Origin of the sequence: Aeromicrobium sp. (assembly GCF_036675695.1) — a bacterium.
Lineage (GTDB): Bacteria > Actinomycetota > Actinomycetes > Propionibacteriales > Nocardioidaceae > Aeromicrobium.
Window position 1 is genome coordinate 1 of record NZ_JAKFEL010000027.1, and the last position, 22,125, is coordinate 22,125.

Sequence of the window (22,125 nt, forward strand, 5' to 3'; positions counted from 1 at the left end):
TGCGCTGACGGGCTGCTCGTCCAATGTCAGCGGGTAGGTCGCACGAGGCGTTCAGCAATGGACGTCCCAGATGGATGGTCGCCCACGACAGGATCCGGCTTACAGGCCGGCTCATTCGCACCTGACGCTCATTTCGGGGACAACGAGGTGGGACACATACGAACTGCCGGGCGCTCGTGAAGTCACGTTGGACGTGGATCCACTGACCTACACTGAGCCGGGTGGACGGGCCTCGCGACTCGGGTGTCACCTTGGCCGAATTGCTGGCTGCGTTCTCGCTTGCCACGGATCTCGGCCTTGGCCAGCCGATGGAGCACTTGCTGCGCAGTTGGCAGATCGCGTCGCGTCTCGGCCGTCAGGTCGGCCTGCCCGATGAGGATCAGCCGATGCTTTTTCACGTCGCGATGCTGTCGTGGGTGGGATGTGTGGCCGATTCTCCGGAGCTGACGGCCAGTTTCGGCGACGATATTGCGTTCCGTGCAGACAGCTATGACGCGGATCTCGGCGGGCTCTCCGGGATGGCGTTCTTCCTTGGTCATGCCGGGCGCGGACAGACACTGCCACGCCGCATGCAAGCAGCCGCGACCATGGTCGCCACTGGTGGCACCAGGGTCATGCAGGGCATTCAGAGCCACTGCCTGGTCACTTCGACGTTGTCAGATCAGCTGGGGTTGTCCGAGGAGACTTCGGCGGCAGTTCGGCAGTTCTTCGCACGCTGGGACGGACAAGGCGTCCCGCGCGATGTCCGAGGCGACCAGATCGCCCTGGTGGTCCGGCTGTTCCACCTCGCAGACGTGGTCGAGGTCTACCACCGGCGGGGCGGTGTCGCGGCAGCTGTCGCGGTGGCGCGGGCGCGCTCTGGTGGCCAGTTCGACCCCAGCTTGGTCGATGCGTTCTGCATGGCGGCAGAAGAGATGCTGCCTCCCGACGTCGATGCGTACGACGCACGAGACGACTTCTCTCGAGAGCCCGGGCTCGCCGGCCAGCTCAGCGACAACGACCTCGAAGTTGCTCTGGTGGCATTGGCGGACTTCACAGACCTGCGCTGCGCGAGTCGAGCGGGACACTCCCGCGGCGTTGCCGACCTGGCAGGTGAAGCGGCACGGCTGCTCCGCCTGCCCGCGGACGACATCCGCGCAACTCACCGAGCCGGGCTGGTCCACGACATCGGGCTGCATGGCGTCCCGACGGTGATCCTGGACAAGCCGACTCCGCTGACCGCAACCGAGACGGAGCGTCTGCGAGCGGCGTCGTACTACACCGAGCGGGCGCTGTCGCGTCCCGCAACGCTTGCCCGGCTGGGCGCGATCGCTGGTCTCGTCCACGAGCGTATGGACGGCAGCGGTCATCACCGCGGAGTTCGGGGGGACGCGATCCCGCTGTTGAGTCGGATACTGGCTGCCGCCTGCGCCTTCCATGAGCTGATCGAACCCCGCGCCGATCGCCCCGCCCACACAGTCAAGGAGGCCGCCGCCGTGATCCGCGCCGAAATCGCCCGCGGCCGCCTTGACCAATTGGCCGCAGACGCCGTTCTGGCGGCTGCAGGCGCGGGAACCCGACGACGCGTCGCGGGGCCTGCCGGCCTGACGCCACGCGAGATCGAGGTGCTGAGCCTGATCGCCCGAGGCTCCACCACCAGCGACGTCGCCGACCAGCTCGGGATCTCACGTAAGACCGCGGGTGCTCACATCGAGCGCATCTACGCCAAGGCCGGCGTCTCCAGCCGCTCCACGGCAACACTCTTCGCGCTGCGCAACGGATTGCTCAGCACACTCGATGACGGGCCCGACATCTAAGTCCGCCTCATCAGTCCCAATTCGTAGGGAGTTCACCCGACGACGTGGCAACCGCTCGCTTTTAGCGTGGCTGATGGACGCCACCGCGGCGTCGAACGGGCTACAGAGTTGGGAGAGTCGTCATGGCTAAAGCAGTGATAAGCCTAAGTACTGGACTAGAGGACGCCGAGAAGGTGACGGTTGCCTTTCTGGTGGCCGTCGGAGCCGCCGAGACCGGCCGCGAGACCTTGATCTTCCTGACCAAGGAGGCAGTCCGCCTGGCGGTTCCCGGCGTCGCCACCGGGACGGCCTGTGAAGGTTGTCCCTCGCTCGCGGACCTGATGAAGCGGTTCGAGGCGGCAGGTGGAAGCTACTTCGTCTGCCCGGTCTGCTTCGATGCCAAGCGACTCGATTCCACCGCACTGATCTCTGGTGCCGTCGTCAACGGCACGATTCCGATGTGGAACTGGATCGGTGACGATCCGGCCGTCACGTTCAGCTTCTGATGCGCAGCCCGGCCTCTAGGACCACAGCGATTCGTCCGGACATGGGCGACGCGCCGTGGGCGGACCACGAGTACGTGCGCGGCTGGGGAGTCATGGGCCTGCCGTTCGACTCCGGGCACGTGTTGGCCCTGCGGGTGTTCCCACAGGGCTCCTTCGGCCCCTATCGGACGTTGTGGCACCGCGACCCCATGGGCAGCTGGTCGATTTATGTCGATGCGGAGCATGTCGAGAACGCCTGCCCGCGCTACTACGGCCCCGCCTGTGACCACGTTGGAGCAGCCCGGATCAACGTCGAGTGGACTGGCCCGGGCTCCCTGCACATCACCATGGACGATCCGGCGGTGGACTGGACTGTGACCGTCGCACGATCACCGCTGATGGGCCTACTCAACCCGCTCAGCGCAGCCATGCCGCTCCGCAGCTGGCGACCACATGCGATGGTGCGAGCGCGCGAACTACTGGCGCGGGCGCTCGGGATGGGCCGGTTGCAGATGTCCGGAACGATGCCAAGCGGCCATTCCGGGCTCCTGATGCCGGAGCGAATGTACTTCGTGAACCAGTCTCGCGCAGTCCTCGACGGAGCGAGCTTGGGCAGCCCGATGCGGATGTCGGAGAACCCCAGCATCGGCGGCGTCCCACTGCCGGCGCGTGGGGTATTGGCCATCGGGCAGGCGATGTGGTCGATCACGGATCCTGTTGAGTTCGACAACGCCAGGCGCGTGGCCCGGCGTACCTATGAGAGGAAACCGCAATGACCGAATTGCACGCACTGGACCAGAGTGACCTCGAAGCACGAGTCAAGGACATGTATGAGCGGGTAGCCCTCGCGCCCGAAGCCGACTACCACTTCGAGACCGGGCGCGGTCTCGCCGAGCACCTTGGCTATCCGTCGGTCGATCTCGACGAGGTGCCTGGGCCAGCCATCGACTCTTTCGCAGGAGTCGGCTACTTCCTGGACCTCGCCTCCATTGCGTCAGGCGAGCGAGTACTGGACCTCGGGAGCGGCTCGGGCATGGACAGTTTCCTGGCCGCGCTTGCCTGCGGCCCGACCGGCGAGGTCATCGGCGTCGACATGACGACGGCCCAGCTCGCCAAGGCCAAGCGGCTCGCGGACGAGGCCGGCATGCATCACGTGACGTTCTTGGAGGGCTACATCGAGGATGCGCTGGTCGAGGACGGCTCCGTCGACTGCGTCGTCTCGAACGGTGTCATCAACCTCTCACCGGACAAGCCAGCGGTGTTTCGAGCGGCTGCGGCGGCTCTGAGGCGTGGCGGCCGTCTGGCGATTGCAGACATCGTGTCGGCACGACACTTGCCGCAAGGCATTACCTGCGACGCTTCCCTGTGGGCTGCCTGCATCGGTGGAGCCGCCCAGCGCGACGACTACCTCGGCGCGATCCGAGATGCCGGCTTCGAGGTGGTCGAGGTCCGCGACAACGACTACCGGTTCATCTCCGACCAAGCGCTCGGCGCCACCACGACATACGGCGTGTCCAGCATTAGCGTCCTGGCCACGAAGAACTGACGATCATCTCCGCATACGGACAGACCGCAAATGGGTACGCGGGTCCGTCGTCAGGAGACGTCTGCGAGCTCGAGCGACTGCTGTACGGCGGCGGGGTCGTACTCCCAGGCGATCTCGCGAACGATGTCGACGAGGTCAGGATCGTCGGTCTCGATCGTCACGCTGATCTGGTGTTCAGGCAGGCGGGCGAGGGTGACATTGGCCATGGTGCTCAACGCTTGCTCGACCGGGACGTACGCGTTGTCACCGCTGAGCTCCATCGTCAGTGTTACTCGATGCATGAAGGGCTCCCTCTTCCGTTTGCGCTCCCTGCCAACATGAACGAGCCCGCGGCAGGAAAGTTAGGGCCGAATGGGAGAATCGACCCGTGACCATCGACACTCGCGACCGCGCCACCCAACTGATTGCTCTCAGGAAGGTTCAACGTCGAGTCGCAGCGATCGGATTCTTCGCCGTCGCTGTCCACGGCATCATCGGCCTGGCCGTCGTTGGCAACATCGTCGACGGTCAGGGCCGCCACGGAGACGCGATCCTCCTCACGGTCATGTCTGGCGTGCTGGCACTGATCACGTACGGCATCGTGCGCACGATCCTGCAGCGCGGCCTGTGGTCACCCGTATGGATCCTGATCGCCATCACGCCAACGGTGATTGCCGCAACACAGCTCGCCTGAGCGTTGAACCAGGTCGGTAGCGTGGCGGTATGACTTCAGTTCCCAACATCACGCTCAACAACGGCATCGAGATCCCACAGCTCGGCTTCGGCGTCTGGCAGGTGCGTCCCAACGAGACCAAGGCCGCGACGCTGACGGCGTTCGAGGTCGGCTACCGCCATATCGACACCGCGCAGATGTACGGAAACGAGCAAGGCGTGGGCGAAGCCGTACGCGAGTCGGGACTTGATCGTGGCGAGGTGTTCATCACGAGCAAGCTCAACAACGGTTTTCACCAGCCCGATGATGCGCTCAAGGCATTCGACACCTCGCTGGAGACGCTCGGCTTCGACTACCTCGACCTTTTCCTCATCCACTGGCCGCTGCCGGGCATCGACGTCGACTTCGTCGACACCTGGAAGGCACTCGAGGATATCTACGCCTCGGGCAGGGCCAAGGCGATCGGCGTCTCCAACTTCCAGCCATCACATCTGCGACGGGTCGTCCAGGAGGGCACGGTCGTACCGGCGGTCAACCAGATCGAGGTGCACCCCTTCCTGACGCAGGATGAGGCACGCGCGGCCAACGCCGAGTACGGCGTTGCCACCGAAGCGTGGTCGCCACTGGCCCAGGGACTCGTTGTCGAGAGCCCGGTGATCGCGGCTATCGCCAAGACGCACGACAAGTCGCCGGCTCAAGTGGCCCTTCGTTGGCAGATCCAGCGCGGCGACATCGTGTTCCCCAAGTCGGTCACGGCAGAGCGGATCAGGGAGAACTTCGAGATCTTCGACTTCGAGCTGTCCGAGGCCGACATGGGTGTCATCACCGCCCTCGACAAGGGTCAGCGCACCGGACCGAACCCGGACGAGTTCAACTGGATCCCGTGATTCATGGCGTGTTCGCGTTACGCTGCGGCGCATGAGTGAACACGAGAATCACGAGCCGCCAGCGCGGTTCAGCTACGCCGTCGGCGCCGGACTGGGCCTACTGGTCGGTGGAGCCATTGGCTTGTTCATGGACCACTTCCTGATCGACGCACTGTTCGGCGTCGCGATCGGCCTGGTGGTCGCGTACATCGTGAGGAACATCAAGTCGTAGTCAGGATCTCCGCGCCGTCCTTCGTGACGAGCAGGGTGTGCTCGAACTGTGCCGTGCGCGACTTGTCCTGCGTTGTCGCGGTCCAACCGTCGTCCCACATGTCCCACTCGACGCTACCGAGGGTCAGCATCGGCTCAATCGTGAAGGTCATGCCCGGCAGGATCACGGTGTCGTAGGCCGGGTCGTCGTAGTGCGGAATCACGAGTCCGTCGTGGAATGCAGGTCCGACACCGTGTCCGGTGAACTCGCGTACGACGCCGTAGCCGAACCGCGCGGCGTACGTCTCGATCACCCTGCCGATGACGTTGATCTGGCGTCCGGGCTTCACCGCACGGATGGCGCGCAGGAGGGCTTCTTCGGTGCGCTCGACGAGTAGGCGTGACTCCTGGTCGACATCGCCGACGAGATAGGTCTTGTTGGTGTCGCCGTGCACCTCGCCGATGTAGGCGGTGATGTCGATGTTGACGATGTCGCCATCCTCCAGCGGACGATCATCCGGGATGCCGTGGCAGATGACCTCGTTGACGCTGCTGCACAGCGATTTGGGGTAGCCGCGGTAGCCAAGCGTCGAGGGGTACGCGCCGTGCGCGATCAGGAACTCGTGACCGACGGCGTCCAGCTCGTCAGTGGTGACACCCGGAGCGATGGCAGCTTCAACGGCATCGAGCGCCTGGGCCGCGATGCGTCCAGCGACGCGCATGGCCTCGATAGTGGCTTCGTCTCGAACCGACGAGCCCCGATAGGGGAGTGGCGCGATCTGGCCGACGTACTCTGGGCGCTCGATGGAGCTCGGCACGGCCCGCTCGGGGGACAGTCGTCCGGCAGTCAGCACAGTCACTCGGCGAGTTTAGAGGGGACGCCCCAGCCTCAGGTGGGTAGCGTGGGGGCATGGTTGACGACGTGAAGTGGTACTTCTGCATGGTGCATCGCGAGGTGGAGCCGCAGGAGGGTTGCAGGCCCGCCGATCGGCTCGGTCCTTACGACTCGGCCGAGAAGGCCGCGCGTGCTCTGGAGATCGCTGCTGAACGTACAAAGGCGTGGGACGAAGACCCGCTCTGGAACGACAACCTCGACGACAAGTGATGGCGCGCAAGCGTCGCCGAACCGGGAAGCTCAATCTCGATCGGTCCGGTCCGTGGGTTGCGATCGTCGGACTGCTGATGATGACGTGGTGCTCGTTCGCCACGGGCATCTACGCGCCGTGGTGGGGGATGGCTCTCGCATTTGCGCTGCTCATCCCTCAGGTGCGGCTCGTCTCCAAGTGGGCGAAGACGAAGCCCAAGCTCACGATGGCCGTCCCAGTTGCGGGACTCGCAGCCTGGGCGTTGCTGTCGTGGTTCGGTGCCATGTGGTGGGGCTGGGGCACTGACGTCGGCCTATTCGCCAGGTGAGTAGGTCGCAACAGCGGCGAGGGCTTCGTCGATTCGCCCCATGACCGCGATCGCGCTCTCGTACGCATCTCGTCCGACGAGGTCGACGAGAGCCTGCTCGACATCAAGGATGTGGCGGAATCCGCGATTCGCAAATTCGCGACCCTTCTTCGTATAGGTCACGAGCTTCGCTCTGCCGTCTTCGGGATCAGGGGTCATCTCGAGGATGCCGAGGTCGACGAGCTCCCGGACGACTTCTCCCATGGCCTGCTTGGTGATGCGCGCGCGATGGGCGAGGTCTGACGAACGCTCCCCGTCGGGGTTGCTCAGCGTTGCGAACACCGCGTTGTGGGCGAGTCGCAGCTCGTGGAAGCCCCGAGCCCGCCCTTCGGCGACCATGTCGTCCTGCAGAGAGCGCCGGGCATATTCGACGACCGCGATCAGCGGTTTGTGATCCGGCTTGCCTTCAAGTCTTGACACGGTAAGGTCACCTTCCTATTATCGTCAGGTAACCTTACCTTATCAGGAGAAGTCATGACACTCATGGTGGACACACCGCAGGTCGAAGCGCTTTTTCCGTCCCGATCCGGTCGTCCGACAACCAAGGTTGCTGTCGAGCACGAGCTCGTATCTCGCGATGTTGTCGACGGATCTGTCCCGCGAATCGAGCGGATCGCCGCTGCGACGACAGGCGCTTCGTACGCGCCCTATCTCGCGTTTGAGCCCGGGGGACAGGTCGAGCTGAGCTTCCCGACCGCCGCTTCTCCTCGTGAGCTGGATGCGCTGGTGCGGCGAGACCTCACGGCGCTGCGAGCTGACTGTGCGCGGGTCGGTGTCGAGCTCGAGGCTGTCGCCGTCGATCCACGTGGCGTCGACGCCGTGCCGCTCCAGCTGGACCGTCCGCGCTACCTCGCGATGCAGGAACGCTTCGACGTGGTCGGCTCATCCGGTCGTCGCATGATGCGACTCACCGCTTCCACCCAGGTCTGCCTCGACTGGGCGCCGGGTCCCTCAGGGCTCGAGCAGTGGCGGTTGGCCCAGCTGGCAGGCCCCTACCTCGCGGCTGCCTTCGCCACCTCGACCAAGTCAGACAGCAGGTTGGCGATCTGGCTCGAGGTCGACCCGTCCCGTACGGCATTCGACGGCCGTCTGCTCGGCGCCGACCCCGTCGCTGCCTACGCGGACTTCGCGGCTGGCGCGGCACGCTTCACTCCCGAGGCCGAACACCTCTCGACGCTGTTTCCGCCGGTACGTCCGCGCGGTCACTACCTCGAGGTCCGCTACCTCGACGTACAGCCGGATCACCTCATCGGGCGGGTCGCGTCGGTGGTGGCGAACCTGCTGCACGATCCCGAGCGACGTCGTGTCGCGCTGGCTCTGCTGGCTGGTCCGGAGCGACAGGTTGAGCGTTGGCACGAGGCGGCGTACGCACCGCACCTGCTCGCCGACCGTGGAACCGAGCTGCTGAAGATTGCTTCCGCCCGCACGAGAGTGGGTGCGGCATGAGCGCCCTGTTCGTGACTGATCCGCTTGCCGGGTTGGATCCGGAGATCGACAGCAGTATCGGCTTGATGGCGGCCTGCCAGGAGCTCGGCGAGTCAGTATGGGTATCCCAGCCAGAGGGGCTCACCGTCTTCGATGGCCGGCTGCAGGCAGAAGCGAGCAGGATCACCTTGCGACCGCGCTATCGCCAAGGCAATCACCGCTGGGCGGTCGAGGCCGAGTGGTTCGACGTGGAAGATCGCCGGGTCATTGATGTCGCTGGCGAGACATCAGTTGCCCTGATGCGCCTGGATCCGCCGGTGACGAGTCGCTACCAGCGCACGCTGCACCTGCTGGATGTCGCATCGGTCGCGGGTGTGCTGGTTGCCAACCGCCCGGACGGGATCCTCCAGATTCAGGAGAAGATGTTCGCCCTGCGGTTCCCCGAGCTCATCCCGCCAACAGCTGTTACTGCGAGTCAGCCAATTGTCGAGCGGTTCGTCTCCGAGTACGGCGTTGCGGTCGTGAAGCCTGTCGACGGATTCGCAGGCACGGATGTGTGGCTGCTCCGGCACGATGACCCCAACGCTGCAACGCTCATCGAGTCGGCCACGCAGGGCGGCGAACGACACGTGGTCGTGCAGCGCTACCTCCCGTCGGTCGAGCAGGGCAACAAGCGACTCTTCGTGCTCGACGGCGAGATCATCGGCTCGGTCATGCGCAGCCCCTCGCGTACCGACTTCCGAATCGGACCGCCGTCGGCGCCCGCAGCCGTGGATGCGCGGGACGAAGAGATCGTCGCGACGTTGGCTCCGTCGCTGAAGCAGGCGGGCGTCATCCTCGCCGGCCTGGACGTCATCGACGGTCAGCTCATCGAGATCAACGTGACCTGCCCAGGAGGCATGCACAAGACGGACGCTCTCCTGGGCACCGACCTCAGCGGCGCAATCATGCGTCGCCTGTTCATCAACGAAAGGGTTCTCCCATGTCTGACCTGATCCTCGTCTGCATCGCCCTGCTCGGCCTGCTCGTCTTCGTGCTCGGCGCTAACGTCACGCGACACCGCATCCTGCGTAGCACGACCGGTGAACCGCAGGCGCCGAACGATCCGACCGACCGCCTGCTGATTGCAGTCCGCGCCCACGGAAACGCCGCGGAGTACATCCCAACGCTGGCAATCTTGCTGATCGTCGCCTCCACCCTGACCAGCGGCTGGTGGATCGAGAGCCTCGCCGTGGCAGCCCTCAGCGTACGAGCGCTTCACGCCTTCGGGATGATCACGGCCAAGACGCTTGCCGCTCATGGACCGGTGCGAGACATCGGTGCGTTCGGCACCTACATCGTCGGCATCTCTCTCGCGATCACTGTGCTGGCGAACTTGTGAGGCCGGCGTCAGCTCTCGAAGCTGTGCTCAGCTGCGGGAAAGGCGCCTTCCTTGACGTCGGCCACGTACTGCTTGGTGGCGTCGAGCATGACGCTGTGCAGGTCGGCGTACTTCTTGACGAAGCGGGCGGTCTTGCCGGAGTTGAGTCCAAGCATGTCCTGCCAGACGAGCACCTGGGCGTCGCAGTCGATGCCGGCGCCGATGCCGACGGTCGGGATACGTAGCGCCTTGGTGACCTCGGCGGCGACAGGGGACGGGACCATTTCCATGACGATCGCGAACGCACCGGCAGCCTCGAGCGCTTTGGCCTCCTCGACCATGCGGGCGGCGTCATCGCCACGGCCCTGCACGCGGTAGCCGCCGAGGTTGTGCTCGGACTGAGGCGTGAAGCCGATGTGCGCGCATACGGGGATGCCAGCGTCAGTCAGCAGCTTGACCTGGGGAACCATCGCGAGCCCGCCCTCGAGCTTGACCGCGTGAGCGTTGGCTTCCTTCATGAAGCGAACGGCCGTGTGGAACGCCTGCTCGGGCGAGCCCTGGTAGGAGCCGAACGGGAGATCGGCCAGTACGAGCGAGTGCTTGGCGGAGCGCGCCACCGCGCGTACGAGGGGGATCAGCTCGTCCACCGTGACGGGCAGCGAGGTCTCGTTGCCATAGACGTTGTTGGAGGCCGAATCGCCGACCAGCAGCACCTCGACTCCGGCATCGTCGAAGATCGCGGCGGTGTACTGGTCGTACGCCGTCAGCATCGTCCACTTCTCGCCCTGCTCCTTGAGCTGCTGCAGGTGGTGAGTGCGGATCCGCTTGCGGGTCGACGGTGCAGCCGCGGATGGGCCGGTGCCGTAGGGCGCAGTCTCTTCGGGGGTGCTCATGATTTCTCCTTCTCGCAGCTCCTTACGGAGTCCACGGACTCCTCCAGACTGCCAGATCCAGAGCGCACTGGCCCTCGTACGCGTACGTGAGGTTGGTTACTTGTCCTCGCGCCAGCGATGGGTGATCGGTACGCGGCGATCGCGACCGAAGTTGCGGCGCGAAACCTTGGGTCCCGGCGGGTACTGGCGGCGCTTGTATTCGGCCTTGTCGACCAGGGTCACGACTCGGTGCACCAGCGCAGGATCGTGTCCTTCGGCGATCACGGCGGCGGAGCCGAGATCGCGCTCCACGTACGCGTCCAGCACGGCGTCCAGCAGGTCATACGGAGGCAGCGAGTCCGAGTCGAGCTGACCCGGTCGCAGCTCGGCCGACGGCGGTTTCGTGATCGTGGCTTCGGGGATCGGCGGGGTCTCGCCGCGCTCGGCGGCGACCTCGTTGCGCCAGCGCGCGAGCTCCCAGACGAGCGTCTTGGGCACGTCCTTGATCGGCGCGTAGGCGCCGACCGCATCGCCGTAGATCGTCGAATAGCCGGTGGCCAGCTCCGACTTGTTGCCGCAGGCGAGTACGAGGTGGCCATGCTGGTTGGACAGTCCCATCCAAATCACCGCGCGAATGCGGGCCTGAAGGTTCTCCTCGGCGAGGCCGGTGAGGTGCAGCGACTCCTGGTAGCTGTCGAAGATCGGCGCGATCGGGATGGTGTCGAGCGACAGACCCGTACGCTCTGCCATCTCCGCGGCATCGGACTTGGAGTGCTCGCTCGACCAGGCGCTGGGGTTGGAGATGCCGTTCACGTTCTCCGGGCCGAGCGCGTCGACCGCAATCGCTGCCACGAGTGTCGAGTCGATACCGCCGGACATACCGAACAGCACGGACTGGAAGCCGTTCTTGTGCACGTAGTCGCGAAGTCCGGTGACGAGAGCGGTGTAGATCTCTTCGTTGCGGCTCAACCGTTCGGCCTGCGCAGGCGGCAGAGGCTCGTACCCATCGAACGCCTCGGAGGTGATGATCGTGCGCTTGATCTTGAGCCCACCGAAACGTTCGTCATCGCTCGGCATCGTCGGCGTCGCTGCGGGGAGCTCGAGGTCGACCACAAGAAGCTCGGGTTCGAACTGGCTCGAGCGACCGAGCACATTTCCGCCGGAGTCGACGACGATCGAGTCGCCATCGAAGACCAGCTCGTCCTGTCCGCCGACGAGGTTCACGTACGCCAGCACGCAATCGCCCTCTGCGGCCCTGCGCGCACACAGCTCGAGGCGTACGTCGTCCTTGTCCGCCTCGTACGGCGAGCCGTTCGGCACGACGAGGAGGGCGGCGTCTGCTGCTTTGGCTGCGGCGGACGGGCCGTCACGCCAGAGGTCCTCACAGATCGCGAGGGCGACGTCGATGCCACCGATCTGCACGATGTTGATCGTGTCGCCGGCCACGAAGTTGCGGATCTCATCGCCGACGCCGTAGTTCCAGAGGTGGTGCTTGGCTTGGCGGGCGACGATCGCGCCGTCGTGGATGATCGCGACGTTGTTCTGCGGTGCGTTCTTGGGGATGCCGGGTGCGTCGAGCACATCGGGCTTCTGATCGAGATAGCCAACCATCGCGACGAGCTCGCCGCAGCCTTCGTCCTTCAGGCGTACGGCCAGCGCTTCGATGCCAGCCTTGGACGCCTCGATCAGCGACAGGCGCATCGCGAGGTCCTCGAGCGGGTAGCCGGTCAGCATCATCTCGGGGAACACGATGAGGTGGACGCCCTGATCGACGGCGGCCTTGCAGTTCGCGACGACGAGATCGGCATTGCCGGCGAGATCGCCGACCGTGGCATTGACCTGGGCAAGAGCAAGGCGCATCTGGGGCACACAGGAAGCCTATCGGCCCCAACTCGCTGGTTGAGTAGGGCGAGGAACGAGCCCGTATCGAAACCTCGTGAGACCGATTGCTCGCTTTGCAAGGTCTTGTCCCGAGGTTTCGATACGTCGGCCGCGGGCGGCCTCCTACTCAACCACCGAGGGGGGCGACCCACGTAACAAGTCCGTAACACGTGGTCGGCACACTGGCTACATGGGAAAACAGGAAGACTTTGTGCTGCGCGCGCTCGATGAGCGAGATGTCAAATTCGTACGTCTGTGGTTCACCGATGTGCTCGGCTCGTTGAAGTCCGTGGCGATCGCCCCGGCTGAGCTCGAAGGCGCGTTCGCCGAGGGAATCGGCTTCGATGGCTCGGCCATCGAGGGCTTCGCCCGCGTGCACGAGGCCGACATGCTGGCCCGTCCTGATCCCTCGACCTTCCAGATCCTCCCGTGGCGCGGCGAGACGCCCGCAACCGGACGTATGTTCTGCGACATCCTCATGCCCGACGGCACGCCGTCGTATGCCGATCCGCGTCACGTCCTCAAGCGCACGCTTCAGAAGGCGTCGGAGGCCGGGTTCACGTTCTACACCCATCCCGAGATCGAGTTCTTCCTGTTCAAGGGCAAGCCCGATGTCGGCGAGCGACCGATTCCGGTCGACGACAGCGGCTACTTCGACCACACGGCCCAGGGTGGGGGCCAGGACTTCCGCCGCGAGGTCATCACGATGCTCGAGAACATGGGCATCTCGGTCGAGTTCAGCCACCACGAGGGCGGCCCCGGCCAGCAGGAGATCGATCTTCGCTACGCCGACGCACTCTCGACGGCAGACAACATCATGACGTTCCGCACGGTCGTGCGTGAGGTTGCCCTGTCGCAGGACAAGTGGGCGTCGTTCATGCCCAAGCCGTTCACCGATCACCCGGGCTCGGGCATGCACACGCACGTCTCGCTCTTCGAGGGCGACGAAAACGCCTTCCACGAGGCGGGCGCTGAGTACGGGCTCTCCAAGACGGGCCGTGCGTTCGTCGCCGGCGTCCTGCACCACACGCCGGAGATCACCGCCGTCACCAACCAGTGGGTCAACTCCTACAAGCGCCTCGCTGGCGGGGGAGAGGCACCCAACTACGTCTGCTGGGGCCACAACAACCGCTCGGCGCTCATCCGCATCCCGATGTACAAGCCGCACAAGGGCAACTCGGCGCGTATGGAGCATCGTGCGATCGACTCGGCCTGCAACCCGTACCTCGCGTTCGCGCTGGTGCTGGCCGCCGGACTCAAGGGCATCGAGGAGAAGTACGAGCTCCCGGCTGAGGCTGAGGACGATGTCTGGTCGTTGAGCGAGAACGAGCGCAAGGCGATGGGCATCGCTCCGCTCCCGCGCAACCTTGACGAGGCGATCCGCACGATGGAGACCAGCGAGCTCGTCGCCGAGACGCTGGGCGAGCACGTCTTCGACTTCTTCCTGCGCAACAAGCGCGCGGAATGGCAGGACTACCGCTCGCAGGTCACCCAGTTCGAGATCGACCGCATGATGCCGATGCTCTGAGCAGGCCTTAACCTGCACAGGTGGCAAAGGACACGGCGGATCCGCAGGCGCTAGCGCGCAAGGGATTCCGCAACGGCGATCTGGCTGTCGCCAATTTCCAGCGACTCGGTGACGTACCCGACGCGCTGGTCGAACAGATCGCCAGCGTCGCCGGACCGGACACCGCACTGTCGTCCCTCGCGGCGATTGCCGATCGCATGGGCGCCCCCAAGCTGCTCAAGCAGCTCGAGAAGGACCGTGAACTGCGTCAGCGACTGCTCGTTGTGCTGGGCACCAGCGAGGCGCTTGGAGAGTTTGTCGCCCGGCACCCCGAGTTCATCAGCGACCTGGGCAGCAGTGAGCTGTCGAACGAGCCGATCTCCATCGACCTGCGCCGCTCGCAGATGTCGACTGCGACGAATGCCGACGAGCTGCGCGTCAACTACTACCGCAAGCTCCTGCACCTCGCCGCCCGCGACCTCACAGCCCTGACCAGTTTCGAGGACTCTTCGGCCGAGCTGTCTGATCTCGCGGTGGCGACCCTGGGTGCCGCGTTGCAGATCGCTCGAGTCGACGAGAAGGACGACGAGCTCTGCAAGTTCACGATCATGGCAATGGGCAAGACCGGCGGGCATGAGCTCAACTACCTGAGCGACGTCGACGTGATCTTCGTGTACGAGGCGCGCGAGGGCGCGGATGACCATTCCGCAGCGGCGGCGGCAGCCCGTCTGGCCGCTGCAACGATGAAGCTGTGTCGCGAGCACACCGGCGAGGGGACCATCTGGGAGGTCGACGCGAACCTCCGACCTGAGGGCAAGGACGGCCCTCTCGTACGTTCACTGGCCAGCCACGTCGCATACTACGAGCGCTGGGCGACGACATGGGAGTTCCAGGCACTTCTGAAGGCGCGATTCGCTGCCGGCGACAAGGCACTTGGTCAGGCATACATCGACGCGCTCTCACCGATGATCTGGATGGCCAGCACTCGCGAGAACTTCGTGACCGACGTACGTGCGATGCGTCGCCGCGTCATCGACAACCTTCCGACGAACCAGCGTGATCGTGAGCTCAAGCTCGGGCCGGGTGGCCTGCGTGATGTCGAGTTCGCCGTCCAGCTCCTGCAGTTGGTGCACGGGCGTGCCGATCCGTCACTCCGCAGTCCGACAACCCTCGAGGCGCTTCGTGCGCTGACCAAGGGTGGGTATGTCGGACGTCGGGATGGTGCGGCGATGGAGGAGGCGTACGAGTTCCTCCGCACGTTGGAGCACCGCATCCAGCTGTTCAAGCTGCGCCGAAGCCACACCGTGCCGGATGATCCCGAGGACCTGCGCCGTATCGGCCGCAGCATGGGCTTTCGGCACAACCCGGCCGAGAACCTGACCAAGGAGTGGCAGGCGCATCGCCGCCTCGTACGCCGCCTGCACGAGAAGCTGTTCTACCAACCGCTGCTTGAGGCGGTTGCGTCATTGCCGACCAACGGTCTGCGGCTCACCCCGCTGGCTGCCGAGCAGCGCCTGAAGGCTCTTGGCTTCGTCGACCCGAAGGGCGCGCTCAAGCACATCGAAGCACTGACCTCGGGAGTTTCACGGCGCGCGGCGATCCAGAAGGCGCTGCTGCCAGCGATGCTCGCCTGGCTCGCAGAGACGCCCGACTCCGAGGCCGGGCTATTGGCATTCCGCAAGGTCTCCGAGGGTCTCGGTGAGACGCACTGGTACCTCCGCAAGCTCCGCGACGAGGGCGAAGGTGCTGAGCAGCTCGCTCGGGTGCTTGGTTCCAGCCGCTACGTCACCGACCTCATCCTTCGAGCACCCGACTCGGTCGCGCTGCTCGGAGACGACGCCGAGCTCGTTCCGCGCTCCATCGAGCGCCTCCGTAGCGAGATGGACATCGCCGCCGAGCGGCACAGCGATCCGGTCGACGCGATCCGGGCAGTACGCCGGGTGCGGCGCCGCGAGCTCTCCCGTATCGGCATCGCTGACGTCCTCGGTCGTCTCGACATCCTGGAGGTTGGCGAGGCGCTGACCGACATCTCGGTCGCGACGCTGTCCGGTGCATTGAAGGTCGCGACATCTGCGGTCGAGGCAGAGCGTGGGGCGATGCCAACACGTATGGCGATCGTTCTGATGGGCAGACTCGGCGGCGGCGAAGCGGGCTACAGCTCCGATGCCGACGTGATGTTCGTGCACGACCCGCTGCCCGGTGCCGACGAGACAGAAGCATCCGAGGCCGCAACCGCGGTGGCCGTCGGACTTCGCAAGATGCTGGCCTCGCCGTCGGATGATCCGCCTCTCGAGGTCGATGCCGAGCTGCGGCCCGAGGGCAAGAACGGCCCGCTGGTCCGTACGTTCGCGGCCTACGAGGGCTACTACAAGAAGTGGTCCGCCGTATGGGAGGCCCAAGCGCTGCTCCGCGCCAACGCCGTGATCGGCGACGAGGAGCTGTCGGCTCGCTTCACTGCGCTGATCGATCCGCTGCGCTGGCCTGAGGGCGGCACGACGCCTGACGAAGTGCGCGAGATCCGGCGCATCAAGGCTCGTATCGACTCCGAACGCCTGCCACGTGGCGCCAACCCCAATACGCACCTGAAGCTCGGCCGCGGTGGACTCGCTGACGTTGAGTGGACCGTCCAGTTGCTCCAGATGCAGCACGCGAGTGCTGTGCCCGAGATGCGTACGACTCGCACCCTCAAGGCGCTCCACGCAGCGCTCAAGGCTGATCTGATCAGCCACGAGGACGCGACCGCACTGGAGAACGCCTGGCGCCTAGTCAGCCGCATCCGCAACGCCGTCGTACTGATGCGCGGCAAGCCCGCCGAATCGATGGTCGAGCAGGGCGCCGACCGCGCCGGCGTCGCTCACCTGCTTGGCTACGGCATGGACGAGAGCGAACGCATGGTCGACGACTACCTCCGCACCACCCGCCTGGCCCGCAAGGTCGTGGAGCGCATCTTCTACGAGTAGATGCTGTTCAGGATTACGCTTCGGAGGTGTCCGTTGAGCGCTCCAAGCTGTTCGTCATTGCGTTCGTCACGTCGATTGCTCTACTAGCTGCGTCCGGATACGCACTGATCGACCACAAGATGGCCGAACCTGTCTGCCAGTGCGGCGGCGGCTAGATGGAGAAGACGACCAAGTCCGACCAGTCGTTTCGGAAGTTCAGCGTGTTCTTGTGCGCAGGGTTGGGCTTGTGGTCCACGTATGTCGCGGTCACTTGGCTGACCAGCTCCCATCCTTGGGGTGCGATCTATTCGGCCATCTTTGCTGCGTTCTTCTTGTGGCTCAGCTACACCAACTGGAAGTTCGAATCTCCGTCCGCCCGAGGGCAAGGATGGGGATTCGAACTCTTTGGAGCGGTCGCCGCCGTTGGCATCGCGACACTGTGGCTCATCGCTGAGACCACCAACGACCCCGAATATAGGGAGCAAGCCGTCGGCTTCTCAATTTGGGGAGGATTCATCGCGTTCGGTGGTCTCGTCCTCGGCTCGATGTGGATCCACCCGAAGACTCGGGCGAGGGTTCGTGCCCTCAAACGCGGCGAGATTGAGGAATACCTCCGGTCTCGCAACAAGGACGACTAAGACAGAGCGGCTCGGTCACCGATCGGTGCCATCACTTTCGCCGGGCTCGGCAGATCGCGTCATCGGCGACGGAGGTGTCGAGGGTCCTGGCCGTTGTGGGGCTGGAACGCCGCCTCGCCCGTCGTCGTCACGGTTTCCCCAGTTGTTCCAGTCGAACAACGCCGAAAGTCCGTACGCCAGCAGAGGGACGACGACCGCCATCGCAGCCAGGAGGCCCGCGCCTCCCAGCACCGTCAACAGCATTCTTGGATGCTGTCACAGGCTCGACTTGAGCGATCTCGGTTTCGGTGAGTTCTTTCAGGGCTACCGTGAGCGGATGCGCGCTCGAACCGTCGTGGCACTTGAGGTGGGTGCCTTCGCCATTGGTGTACTTGGAGAGGTGATTCTTTTCCAGACTGCAGCTGGCGACTACGCCTTCGGACTGTGCGGAATCGCGGTCGCTGTGCTCGCGGCTCTCGCGATGATCCGCCGGAGTTGGGCGCGCGTGCCCTTGGCAGCCCTCGCCTTGTGCGGGGTCTGGCTTGCGGCTGCGGGATTCAGCACTACGGACGATCCGAGCGAGATTGCTGGCTTCGCATATCTGTACTTCAGTGGATTCGTCATCATTGCAGCGGTTTTGTCGGCTTTCGTGACGATCGCTGAAGCTGACCTCAAGCGTCCAAAGTTGAGCTAGCCGGCTTTGCGGTCGGCGATGATCATTTCTCGCTCGTTGATGTTGAGGCCGCCCCAGACGCCGTACGGCTCGCGTACAGCCAGAGCATGCTCGAGGCACGCCTGACGTACGGGGCACACAGCGCAGAGAGCCTTGGCTGCCGCCTCACGTCGACGCCGGCGAGGTCCGCGTTCGGAGTCGGGTGAGAAGAACGTCTCGGGGTTGGTCTCGCGGCAGGCGCCCTCGTACTGCCAGTCCCAGGTCTCCTGGATCGGCATGGGCAGGCGGGCGATGCTCGCCATGGCTCAGACCTCTCGGGCGGGTCGCGACATCGAGATCTGGTGCACGTTGATGTAGCCCGTGCTGAATCCCGCCTCGCAGTAGGCGAGATAGAACTCCCACATACGTCGGAAGGTCTCGTCGAAGCCCTGCGCGTTGATCGTCGACCAGTTGGCGTTGAAGTTGTCGCGCCACTGCCGCAGCGTGCGCGCGTAGTGGCGGCCGAGCGGACGCTGGTTGGTCACCGCGAGCGTGGTGTGCTCGGAGAGCACTTGGTCAATCGCCGTCAGCGACGGGAGAAGTCCGCCCGGGAAGATGTATTTCTGGATCCAGCCGTAGGAGTTGCGGGTCGCGAGGTAGCGGTGGTGATCCATCGTGATCGCCTGGATTGCGACGTGACCGCCGGATGCGAGCAGCCTGTCGATCGTCGAGAAGTACGTCGGCCAGAACTCCTCGCCAACCGCTTCGATCATCTCGACACTGACGATGGCGTCGTACTGGCCGGTGACCTCGCGATAGTCGACGAGCTGGAGGTCTACGTCGACGCCGGCCTCGGCGAACCGCTTCTTCGCGAGTGCAGCTTGTTCCGTCGAAATCGTGATCGTGGTGACCTTGGCCCCACGCTGAGCGGCGCGTACGGCGAGAGCACCCCAGCCGCTGCCGATCTCGAGCATCCGCGTGCCCTTGGTGACGTGTGCGTCGTCGAGGACCGCGTCGATCTTGCGCATCTGTGCCTGCTCGAGTGTCTCGTCACCCTCGAACCATGCGGACGAGTAGCTCATCGACGGGTCGAGGAACTGCGTGAACAGCTCGTTCGAGAGGTCGTAGTGCGCCTCGATGTTCTTGCGCGAGCCGTTGACCGAGTTGCGCTGGTGGTGCGGGAGCTTCTTGTCGACGAAAGCCCTGAACTTCTGCAGGGGTACCGGCACGATCGTCGCCATGCGAGCAGCGAACGGTGTCAGCAGCTCGGCGAGGTCGGTGTCGTCGCCGGTGGTCCAGTCGCCCGCCATGTACGCCTCGCCGAAGCCGATCTTGGTGTCGGCGCCGAGCCGGGCGAAGAACGCGCGAGGGCGTACGAGGCGCATCTCCGGGGCGTTGTCGTCGCCTGCGCCCCAGCGGGTTCCGTTGGCCATCGTCAGCCGCACGGGCACGCGGTTGATCGTGGGCTTGAGGATTGCCTTGGCGATGCGAGCCTTGGCCGGTGTGCGTGGGGTGTGCGCGACGCCGGGCCAACGGGCTGTGGCGAACTCAGTCATTGCGTGCCTTCCTGCGGAGAGTGAGCCGGTCGCTTGACGACCGGCAATCTGCGGATCCAGAGCCATACACCGTGTATTCGGATCAGAAGGCTGGTGCGATGGGTGATGAGCGGCATCTTTATGAGGAGCTTGCTGAGGCGGCCTGGAGTTGCGGGGCGAGGTGTGCCGCGGAACGTCGCGCTGAAGACCGCTTCGCCGCCCTGGCGAAGGATCACGGTCGACGACACCGACTCGGGAGTCAGCGTGAACTGCAGGTCATAGCGGCCGTCGACCGTGAAGAACGGCGACACGTAGAACTCCTTGTTGACGGTCGCCTTGCCAGCGTCATCCGTCTCGAGGAGATAGGCGTGGCGCTCCCCGTACGTGTTGTGCACCTCGGCGACGATGCATCGCAATGAGCCGTCGAGTGCGATCGCCCAGAACACGCTGAGCGGGTCGAACGTATGGCCCAGCACGCGAGCGTTGGCGAGCATCAGCACGCGGTGGCCGCTGATGTCGACACCGCCGACTTTGCAGAACCGCTCGATGTTGGCGCGGATCGTGTCGTTGGGATCGCCGATGTGATCTGCGGCCTTGAACGACGAGAACGGTCGGAGCATGCGATTCATACGCGGCAGCTCGTCTACATCGACGAGCCACTGGTAGACGCGGTTGGTGAAGCGGTGGCGCAGCGGAGTGCGGCGCGTGTGGCCGACCGTGCCCTCGACCAGAGCCGGGAGCGCAGGCAGCGTGGGCGTCACCATGCCGTGCCCAACGCCAGGGCTGCTTCCACGCCGGATCGGCAGCCGTCCTCGTGGAATCCCCAGCCGTGATACGCGCCGGCATACACCGTGCGGTCGGTGAACAGGCTCGTGAGCTCGCCTTGAGCGTCAACCGACTCCGGGGTGTAGATCGGGTGCGTGTAGTCCATCCGCGCGACGACCTTGGCCGGGTCGATGCGCTCGGACGCATTGAGCGTGACGAGGAATGGTTCGGCGCTCTCGATGCCTTGAAGTCTGTTCATCCAGTACGTCACCGCCGTCCGGTCACTTCGCTGAGCACAGTCGTCCATTCGATAGTTCCACGATGACCGCGCGGCCGTCGCGTTCGGCAGCTGGGCGGCATCGCGGTGCAGCAGCGTCTCGTTGCGGGAGTACTCGAACGCGCCGAGAACGCGGCGTTCGTCGTCGGTCAGATCGGTGAGCAGCGCCAGGGCGTCATCGGCGTGGGTGGCGATGACGACGGCATCGGCCTGGTGGAGGTTGCCAGCGGTGTCGATCAGCTCGATGCTGTCGGGCTTGCGAGTGATCGCCGTGATGCCGGTCGATGCGCGTACGTCGCCGACGGCTGCAGTCACCTTGTCGATGTACGTACCTGAGCCGCCAGCCACGGTGAACCACTGCGGCGAGCCCTTGACCGACAGGAAGCCGTGGTGCTTGAGGAACTCGAAGAGATAGCGCGCCGGGTATGAAAGCGCATCCTCGTGGCCAGAGGACCACACGCACGCGACGACGGGGACGGCGTAGTGCGAGATGAAGAACTCCGAGAACCCGTGAATCCGCAGGAAGTCTCCGTACGTCTCCGGGTTGTTGGGCGACTCTGCGCTGTCGAGGAGCTTCTGGGCGAGGCGTCCGTACTTCTTCACACTCAGCAGCATCGCGAGATAGCGCGGATCTGCGGCTCGGCGCCTCTGCGCGAACACGCCCTTGCCGCCGCGACCGCCGGCGTATTCGAGCCCGCAGCCGTCGCAATGGATGCTCATGCTCATCTCTGTCGCATGAACCTCGACGTCAAGCTCGGCGAACAGCCGCCGCAGCAGGGGATAGGTGCGGTCGTTGTGAACGATGAAGCCGCTGTCGACGCGATGTGTGGCGTCCGAGTCGGCCACAGTGTGCGTATGAGCGTGGCCGCCGATGCGTGAATCACTTTCGAAGACGGTGACGTCATGGGTCTTGCGGAGGACGTACGCGGCTGTCAGACCGGACACCCCCGATCCGATCACTGCAACGCGGCGTCGGGGCGTCGTTTGGCTCATGCCAGTGGTTCGTGGCTAGCCGTTGTCCGGATTGGTCTTGTCAGCGTCTTCGCCGGCCCTGCGGCTCGACTCGGTGATCTCAAAGATCTCCGTGCCGAACGCGCCGAGCTCGTTCGTGATCTTGCGGGCTCCCTCGAACAGGATCGCCGCCACATGACCACCGGTTGCGATGGCCGCCTCGACAGACTGCTGAAACACGTCCTTGGCGATCTCGCGCCTGCTCAACGCCATCGGGTGGCCTCTCGGTCGGACTCGACTATGAGGTCAATTGTGGCGTACGAAGCTCCTCGGCGCGACGGGCGGCTGCCTCGCGCTT

At 64.9% G+C, this 22,125-nt stretch carries 28 protein-coding genes; 17 read left to right on the plus strand and 11 right to left on the minus strand.

Translation table 11 applies throughout. The features are described 5' to 3' along the window. Positions 1 to 221: 221 nt before the first annotated feature. The 4 genes from V6M39_RS01310 (at position 222) to V6M39_RS01325 (ending at position 3,806) form a co-directional block, all read left to right on the plus strand. Positions 222 to 1,796 carry an HD domain-containing phosphohydrolase gene (locus V6M39_RS01310; RefSeq protein WP_332641848.1) on the plus strand — a complete coding sequence of 525 codons (1,575 nt, stop codon included), beginning with the start codon at positions 222 to 224 and terminating at the stop codon, positions 1,794 to 1,796. Between the two features lie 122 nt (positions 1,797 to 1,918). After that, positions 1,919 to 2,281: a DsrE family protein gene (locus V6M39_RS01315; protein ID WP_442880646.1), complete on the plus strand. Its 363-nt coding sequence runs from the start codon at positions 1,919 to 1,921 to the stop codon at positions 2,279 to 2,281. A gap of 41 nt (positions 2,282 to 2,322) precedes the next feature. Further along, on the plus strand, positions 2,323 to 3,036 hold the full coding sequence (locus tag V6M39_RS01320) for a hypothetical protein (RefSeq protein ID WP_332641850.1): 714 nt from the start codon (positions 2,323 to 2,325) through the stop codon (positions 3,034 to 3,036). Next, positions 3,033 to 3,806, plus strand: a complete 774-nt coding sequence (locus tag V6M39_RS01325) for a methyltransferase domain-containing protein (RefSeq protein WP_332641851.1) — start codon at positions 3,033 to 3,035, stop codon at positions 3,804 to 3,806. Before V6M39_RS01320 ends, V6M39_RS01325 begins: the two co-directional genes overlap by 4 nt. 50 nt (positions 3,807 to 3,856) lie before the next feature. On the opposite strand, the gene V6M39_RS01330 is transcribed toward V6M39_RS01325, so the two are convergent. Then, on the minus strand, positions 3,857 to 4,087 hold the full coding sequence (locus V6M39_RS01330; protein ID WP_332641852.1) for a hypothetical protein: 231 nt from the start codon (positions 4,085 to 4,087) through the stop codon (positions 3,857 to 3,859). An 86-nt stretch (positions 4,088 to 4,173) separates the two neighbouring features. On the opposite strand from V6M39_RS01330, the gene V6M39_RS01335 reads away from it, so the two are divergent. Genes V6M39_RS01335 through V6M39_RS01345 form a run of 3 tightly spaced genes read left to right on the plus strand, consistent with a single transcriptional unit; the run spans position 4,174 to position 5,556 of the window. Beyond that, positions 4,174 to 4,479, plus strand: a complete 306-nt coding sequence (locus V6M39_RS01335; protein ID WP_332641853.1) for a hypothetical protein — start codon at positions 4,174 to 4,176, stop codon at positions 4,477 to 4,479. Between the two features lie 29 nt (positions 4,480 to 4,508). Continuing rightward, a complete protein-coding gene (locus V6M39_RS01340) occupies positions 4,509 to 5,345 on the plus strand; it encodes an aldo/keto reductase (protein WP_332641854.1) in 837 nt (278 codons plus the stop codon). Between the two features lie 31 nt (positions 5,346 to 5,376). Further along, positions 5,377 to 5,556, plus strand: coding sequence for a hypothetical protein (locus V6M39_RS01345; RefSeq protein WP_332641855.1), 180 nt, complete (start codon positions 5,377 to 5,379; stop codon positions 5,554 to 5,556). Here the strand turns inward: V6M39_RS01345 and map are convergent. Continuing rightward, positions 5,546 to 6,394 carry a type I methionyl aminopeptidase gene (gene map, locus V6M39_RS01350; protein ID WP_332641856.1) on the minus strand — a complete coding sequence of 283 codons (849 nt, stop codon included), beginning with the start codon at positions 6,392 to 6,394 and terminating at the stop codon, positions 5,546 to 5,548. The genes V6M39_RS01345 and map overlap by 11 nt on opposite strands. A gap of 50 nt (positions 6,395 to 6,444) precedes the next feature. Here map and V6M39_RS01355 point away from each other — a divergent pair, with 50 nt between their 5' ends. Both V6M39_RS01355 and V6M39_RS01360 read left to right on the plus strand, forming a co-directional pair. Then, a complete protein-coding gene (locus V6M39_RS01355) occupies positions 6,445 to 6,639 on the plus strand; it encodes a hypothetical protein (RefSeq protein WP_332641857.1) in 195 nt (64 codons plus the stop codon). Further along, complete coding sequence (locus V6M39_RS01360) at positions 6,639 to 6,947, plus strand: hypothetical protein (RefSeq protein ID WP_332641858.1); 309 nt, start codon at positions 6,639 to 6,641, stop codon at positions 6,945 to 6,947. The genes V6M39_RS01355 and V6M39_RS01360 overlap by 1 nt, the downstream gene beginning before the upstream one ends. On the opposite strand, the gene V6M39_RS01365 is transcribed toward V6M39_RS01360, so the two are convergent. Next, on the minus strand, positions 6,933 to 7,406 hold the full coding sequence (locus tag V6M39_RS01365; protein ID WP_332641859.1) for a MarR family winged helix-turn-helix transcriptional regulator: 474 nt from the start codon (positions 7,404 to 7,406) through the stop codon (positions 6,933 to 6,935). The two genes, V6M39_RS01360 and V6M39_RS01365, sit on opposite strands and share 15 nt — an antisense overlap. Positions 7,407 to 7,460: 54 nt before the next feature. On the opposite strand from V6M39_RS01365, the gene V6M39_RS01370 reads away from it, so the two are divergent. Genes V6M39_RS01370 through V6M39_RS01380 form a run of 3 tightly spaced genes read left to right on the plus strand, consistent with a single transcriptional unit; the run spans position 7,461 to position 9,792 of the window. Continuing rightward, positions 7,461 to 8,432 carry a glutamate-cysteine ligase family protein gene (locus tag V6M39_RS01370; protein ID WP_332641860.1) on the plus strand — a complete coding sequence of 324 codons (972 nt, stop codon included), beginning with the start codon at positions 7,461 to 7,463 and terminating at the stop codon, positions 8,430 to 8,432. Then, positions 8,429 to 9,406, plus strand: coding sequence for a hypothetical protein (locus V6M39_RS01375; protein ID WP_332641861.1), 978 nt, complete (start codon positions 8,429 to 8,431; stop codon positions 9,404 to 9,406). Before V6M39_RS01370 ends, V6M39_RS01375 begins: the two co-directional genes overlap by 4 nt. Further along, a complete protein-coding gene (locus tag V6M39_RS01380; RefSeq protein ID WP_332641862.1) occupies positions 9,394 to 9,792 on the plus strand; it encodes an MAPEG family protein in 399 nt (132 codons plus the stop codon). Before V6M39_RS01375 ends, V6M39_RS01380 begins: the two co-directional genes overlap by 13 nt. Before the next feature lie 8 nt (positions 9,793 to 9,800). Here the strand turns inward: V6M39_RS01380 and panB are convergent, their stop codons facing one another. Then, a complete protein-coding gene (panB, locus tag V6M39_RS01385) occupies positions 9,801 to 10,664 on the minus strand; it encodes a 3-methyl-2-oxobutanoate hydroxymethyltransferase (protein WP_332641863.1) in 864 nt (287 codons plus the stop codon). Positions 10,665 to 10,760: 96 nt separating this feature from the next. Next, complete coding sequence (locus V6M39_RS01390; RefSeq protein ID WP_332641875.1) at positions 10,761 to 12,503, minus strand: NAD+ synthase; 1,743 nt, start codon at positions 12,501 to 12,503, stop codon at positions 10,761 to 10,763. Positions 12,504 to 12,714: 211 nt separating this feature from the next. On the opposite strand from V6M39_RS01390, the gene V6M39_RS01395 reads away from it, so the two are divergent. From V6M39_RS01395 to V6M39_RS01410, 4 genes are read left to right on the plus strand one after another with little or no spacing between them, the layout of a single operon-like run. Continuing rightward, positions 12,715 to 14,052: a glutamine synthetase family protein gene (locus tag V6M39_RS01395; protein ID WP_332641864.1), complete on the plus strand. Its 1,338-nt coding sequence runs from the start codon at positions 12,715 to 12,717 to the stop codon at positions 14,050 to 14,052. Positions 14,053 to 14,072: 20 nt separating this feature from the next. Further along, the gene (locus tag V6M39_RS01400) at positions 14,073 to 16,991 is read left to right on the plus strand and encodes a bifunctional [glutamine synthetase] adenylyltransferase/[glutamine synthetase]-adenylyl-L-tyrosine phosphorylase (RefSeq protein WP_332641865.1); all 2,919 of its coding nucleotides are present in this window, start codon (positions 14,073 to 14,075) and stop codon (positions 16,989 to 16,991) included. 26 nt (positions 16,992 to 17,017) lie between these two features. After that, positions 17,018 to 17,146, plus strand: coding sequence for a hypothetical protein (locus V6M39_RS01405; RefSeq protein ID WP_332641866.1), 129 nt, complete (start codon positions 17,018 to 17,020; stop codon positions 17,144 to 17,146). After that, positions 17,147 to 17,608, plus strand: a complete 462-nt coding sequence (locus tag V6M39_RS01410) for a hypothetical protein (protein WP_332641867.1) — start codon at positions 17,147 to 17,149, stop codon at positions 17,606 to 17,608. It begins immediately after the preceding gene. Positions 17,609 to 17,623: 15 nt separating this feature from the next. Here the strand turns inward: V6M39_RS01410 and V6M39_RS01415 are convergent, their stop codons facing one another. Beyond that, positions 17,624 to 17,851, minus strand: coding sequence for a hypothetical protein (locus V6M39_RS01415; protein WP_332641868.1), 228 nt, complete (start codon positions 17,849 to 17,851; stop codon positions 17,624 to 17,626). Between the two features lie 73 nt (positions 17,852 to 17,924). Between V6M39_RS01415 and V6M39_RS01420 the strand changes: the two genes are divergently transcribed. Next, positions 17,925 to 18,281, plus strand: coding sequence for a hypothetical protein (locus V6M39_RS01420; protein ID WP_332641869.1), 357 nt, complete (start codon positions 17,925 to 17,927; stop codon positions 18,279 to 18,281). Here V6M39_RS01420 and V6M39_RS01425 read toward each other — a convergent pair. From V6M39_RS01425 to V6M39_RS01445, 5 genes are read right to left on the minus strand one after another with little or no spacing between them, the layout of a single operon-like run. Further along, positions 18,278 to 18,562, minus strand: coding sequence for a WhiB family transcriptional regulator (locus V6M39_RS01425; protein ID WP_332641870.1), 285 nt, complete (start codon positions 18,560 to 18,562; stop codon positions 18,278 to 18,280). The genes V6M39_RS01420 and V6M39_RS01425 overlap by 4 nt on opposite strands. Before the next feature lie 3 nt (positions 18,563 to 18,565). Next, positions 18,566 to 19,795, minus strand: coding sequence for a cyclopropane-fatty-acyl-phospholipid synthase family protein (locus V6M39_RS01430; protein ID WP_332641871.1), 1,230 nt, complete (start codon positions 19,793 to 19,795; stop codon positions 18,566 to 18,568). Beyond that, complete coding sequence (locus V6M39_RS01435; RefSeq protein WP_332641872.1) at positions 19,792 to 20,538, minus strand: DUF1365 domain-containing protein; 747 nt, start codon at positions 20,536 to 20,538, stop codon at positions 19,792 to 19,794. Before V6M39_RS01435 ends, V6M39_RS01430 begins: the two co-directional genes overlap by 4 nt. Then, on the minus strand, positions 20,532 to 21,809 hold the full coding sequence (locus V6M39_RS01440) for an NAD(P)/FAD-dependent oxidoreductase (protein WP_332641873.1): 1,278 nt from the start codon (positions 21,807 to 21,809) through the stop codon (positions 20,532 to 20,534). Before V6M39_RS01440 ends, V6M39_RS01435 begins: the two co-directional genes overlap by 7 nt. Before the next feature lie 15 nt (positions 21,810 to 21,824). Further along, positions 21,825 to 22,040, minus strand: coding sequence for a hypothetical protein (locus tag V6M39_RS01445; RefSeq protein ID WP_332641874.1), 216 nt, complete (start codon positions 22,038 to 22,040; stop codon positions 21,825 to 21,827). Between the last annotated feature and the right edge of the window lie 85 nt (positions 22,041 to 22,125).

Coding starts and splice junctions, on each gene's coding strand:
- V6M39_RS01315 (WP_442880646.1), top strand. CDS start 1,919: ATGGCTAAAGCAGTGATAAGCCTAAGTACTGGACTAGAGGACGCCGAG.
- V6M39_RS01320 (WP_332641850.1), top strand. CDS start 2,323: ATGGGCGACGCGCCGTGGGCGGACCACGAGTACGTGCGCGGCTGGGGA.
- V6M39_RS01325 (WP_332641851.1), top strand. CDS start 3,033: ATGACCGAATTGCACGCACTGGACCAGAGTGACCTCGAAGCACGAGTC.
- V6M39_RS01330 (WP_332641852.1), bottom strand. CDS start 4,087: ATGCATCGAGTAACACTGACGATGGAGCTCAGCGGTGACAACGCGTAC.
- V6M39_RS01340 (WP_332641854.1), top strand. CDS start 4,509: ATGACTTCAGTTCCCAACATCACGCTCAACAACGGCATCGAGATCCCA.
- V6M39_RS01345 (WP_332641855.1), top strand. CDS start 5,377: ATGAGTGAACACGAGAATCACGAGCCGCCAGCGCGGTTCAGCTACGCC.
- V6M39_RS01355 (WP_332641857.1), top strand. CDS start 6,445: ATGGTTGACGACGTGAAGTGGTACTTCTGCATGGTGCATCGCGAGGTG.
- V6M39_RS01360 (WP_332641858.1), top strand. CDS start 6,639: ATGGCGCGCAAGCGTCGCCGAACCGGGAAGCTCAATCTCGATCGGTCC.
- V6M39_RS01370 (WP_332641860.1), top strand. CDS start 7,461: ATGACACTCATGGTGGACACACCGCAGGTCGAAGCGCTTTTTCCGTCC.
- V6M39_RS01375 (WP_332641861.1), top strand. CDS start 8,429: ATGAGCGCCCTGTTCGTGACTGATCCGCTTGCCGGGTTGGATCCGGAG.
- V6M39_RS01380 (WP_332641862.1), top strand. CDS start 9,394: ATGTCTGACCTGATCCTCGTCTGCATCGCCCTGCTCGGCCTGCTCGTC.
- panB (WP_332641863.1), bottom strand. CDS start 10,664: ATGAGCACCCCCGAAGAGACTGCGCCCTACGGCACCGGCCCATCCGCG.
- V6M39_RS01390 (WP_332641875.1), bottom strand. CDS start 12,503: ATGCGCCTTGCTCTTGCCCAGGTCAATGCCACGGTCGGCGATCTCGCC.
- V6M39_RS01395 (WP_332641864.1), top strand. CDS start 12,715: ATGGGAAAACAGGAAGACTTTGTGCTGCGCGCGCTCGATGAGCGAGAT.
- V6M39_RS01410 (WP_332641867.1), top strand. CDS start 17,147: ATGGAGAAGACGACCAAGTCCGACCAGTCGTTTCGGAAGTTCAGCGTG.
- V6M39_RS01415 (WP_332641868.1), bottom strand. CDS start 17,851: ATGCTGTTGACGGTGCTGGGAGGCGCGGGCCTCCTGGCTGCGATGGCG.
- V6M39_RS01420 (WP_332641869.1), top strand. CDS start 17,925: ATGCGCGCTCGAACCGTCGTGGCACTTGAGGTGGGTGCCTTCGCCATT.
- V6M39_RS01425 (WP_332641870.1), bottom strand. CDS start 18,562: ATGGCGAGCATCGCCCGCCTGCCCATGCCGATCCAGGAGACCTGGGAC.
- V6M39_RS01430 (WP_332641871.1), bottom strand. CDS start 19,795: ATGACTGAGTTCGCCACAGCCCGTTGGCCCGGCGTCGCGCACACCCCA.
- V6M39_RS01435 (WP_332641872.1), bottom strand. CDS start 20,538: ATGGTGACGCCCACGCTGCCTGCGCTCCCGGCTCTGGTCGAGGGCACG.
- V6M39_RS01440 (WP_332641873.1), bottom strand. CDS start 21,809: ATGAGCCAAACGACGCCCCGACGCCGCGTTGCAGTGATCGGATCGGGG.
- V6M39_RS01445 (WP_332641874.1), bottom strand. CDS start 22,040: ATGGCGTTGAGCAGGCGCGAGATCGCCAAGGACGTGTTTCAGCAGTCT.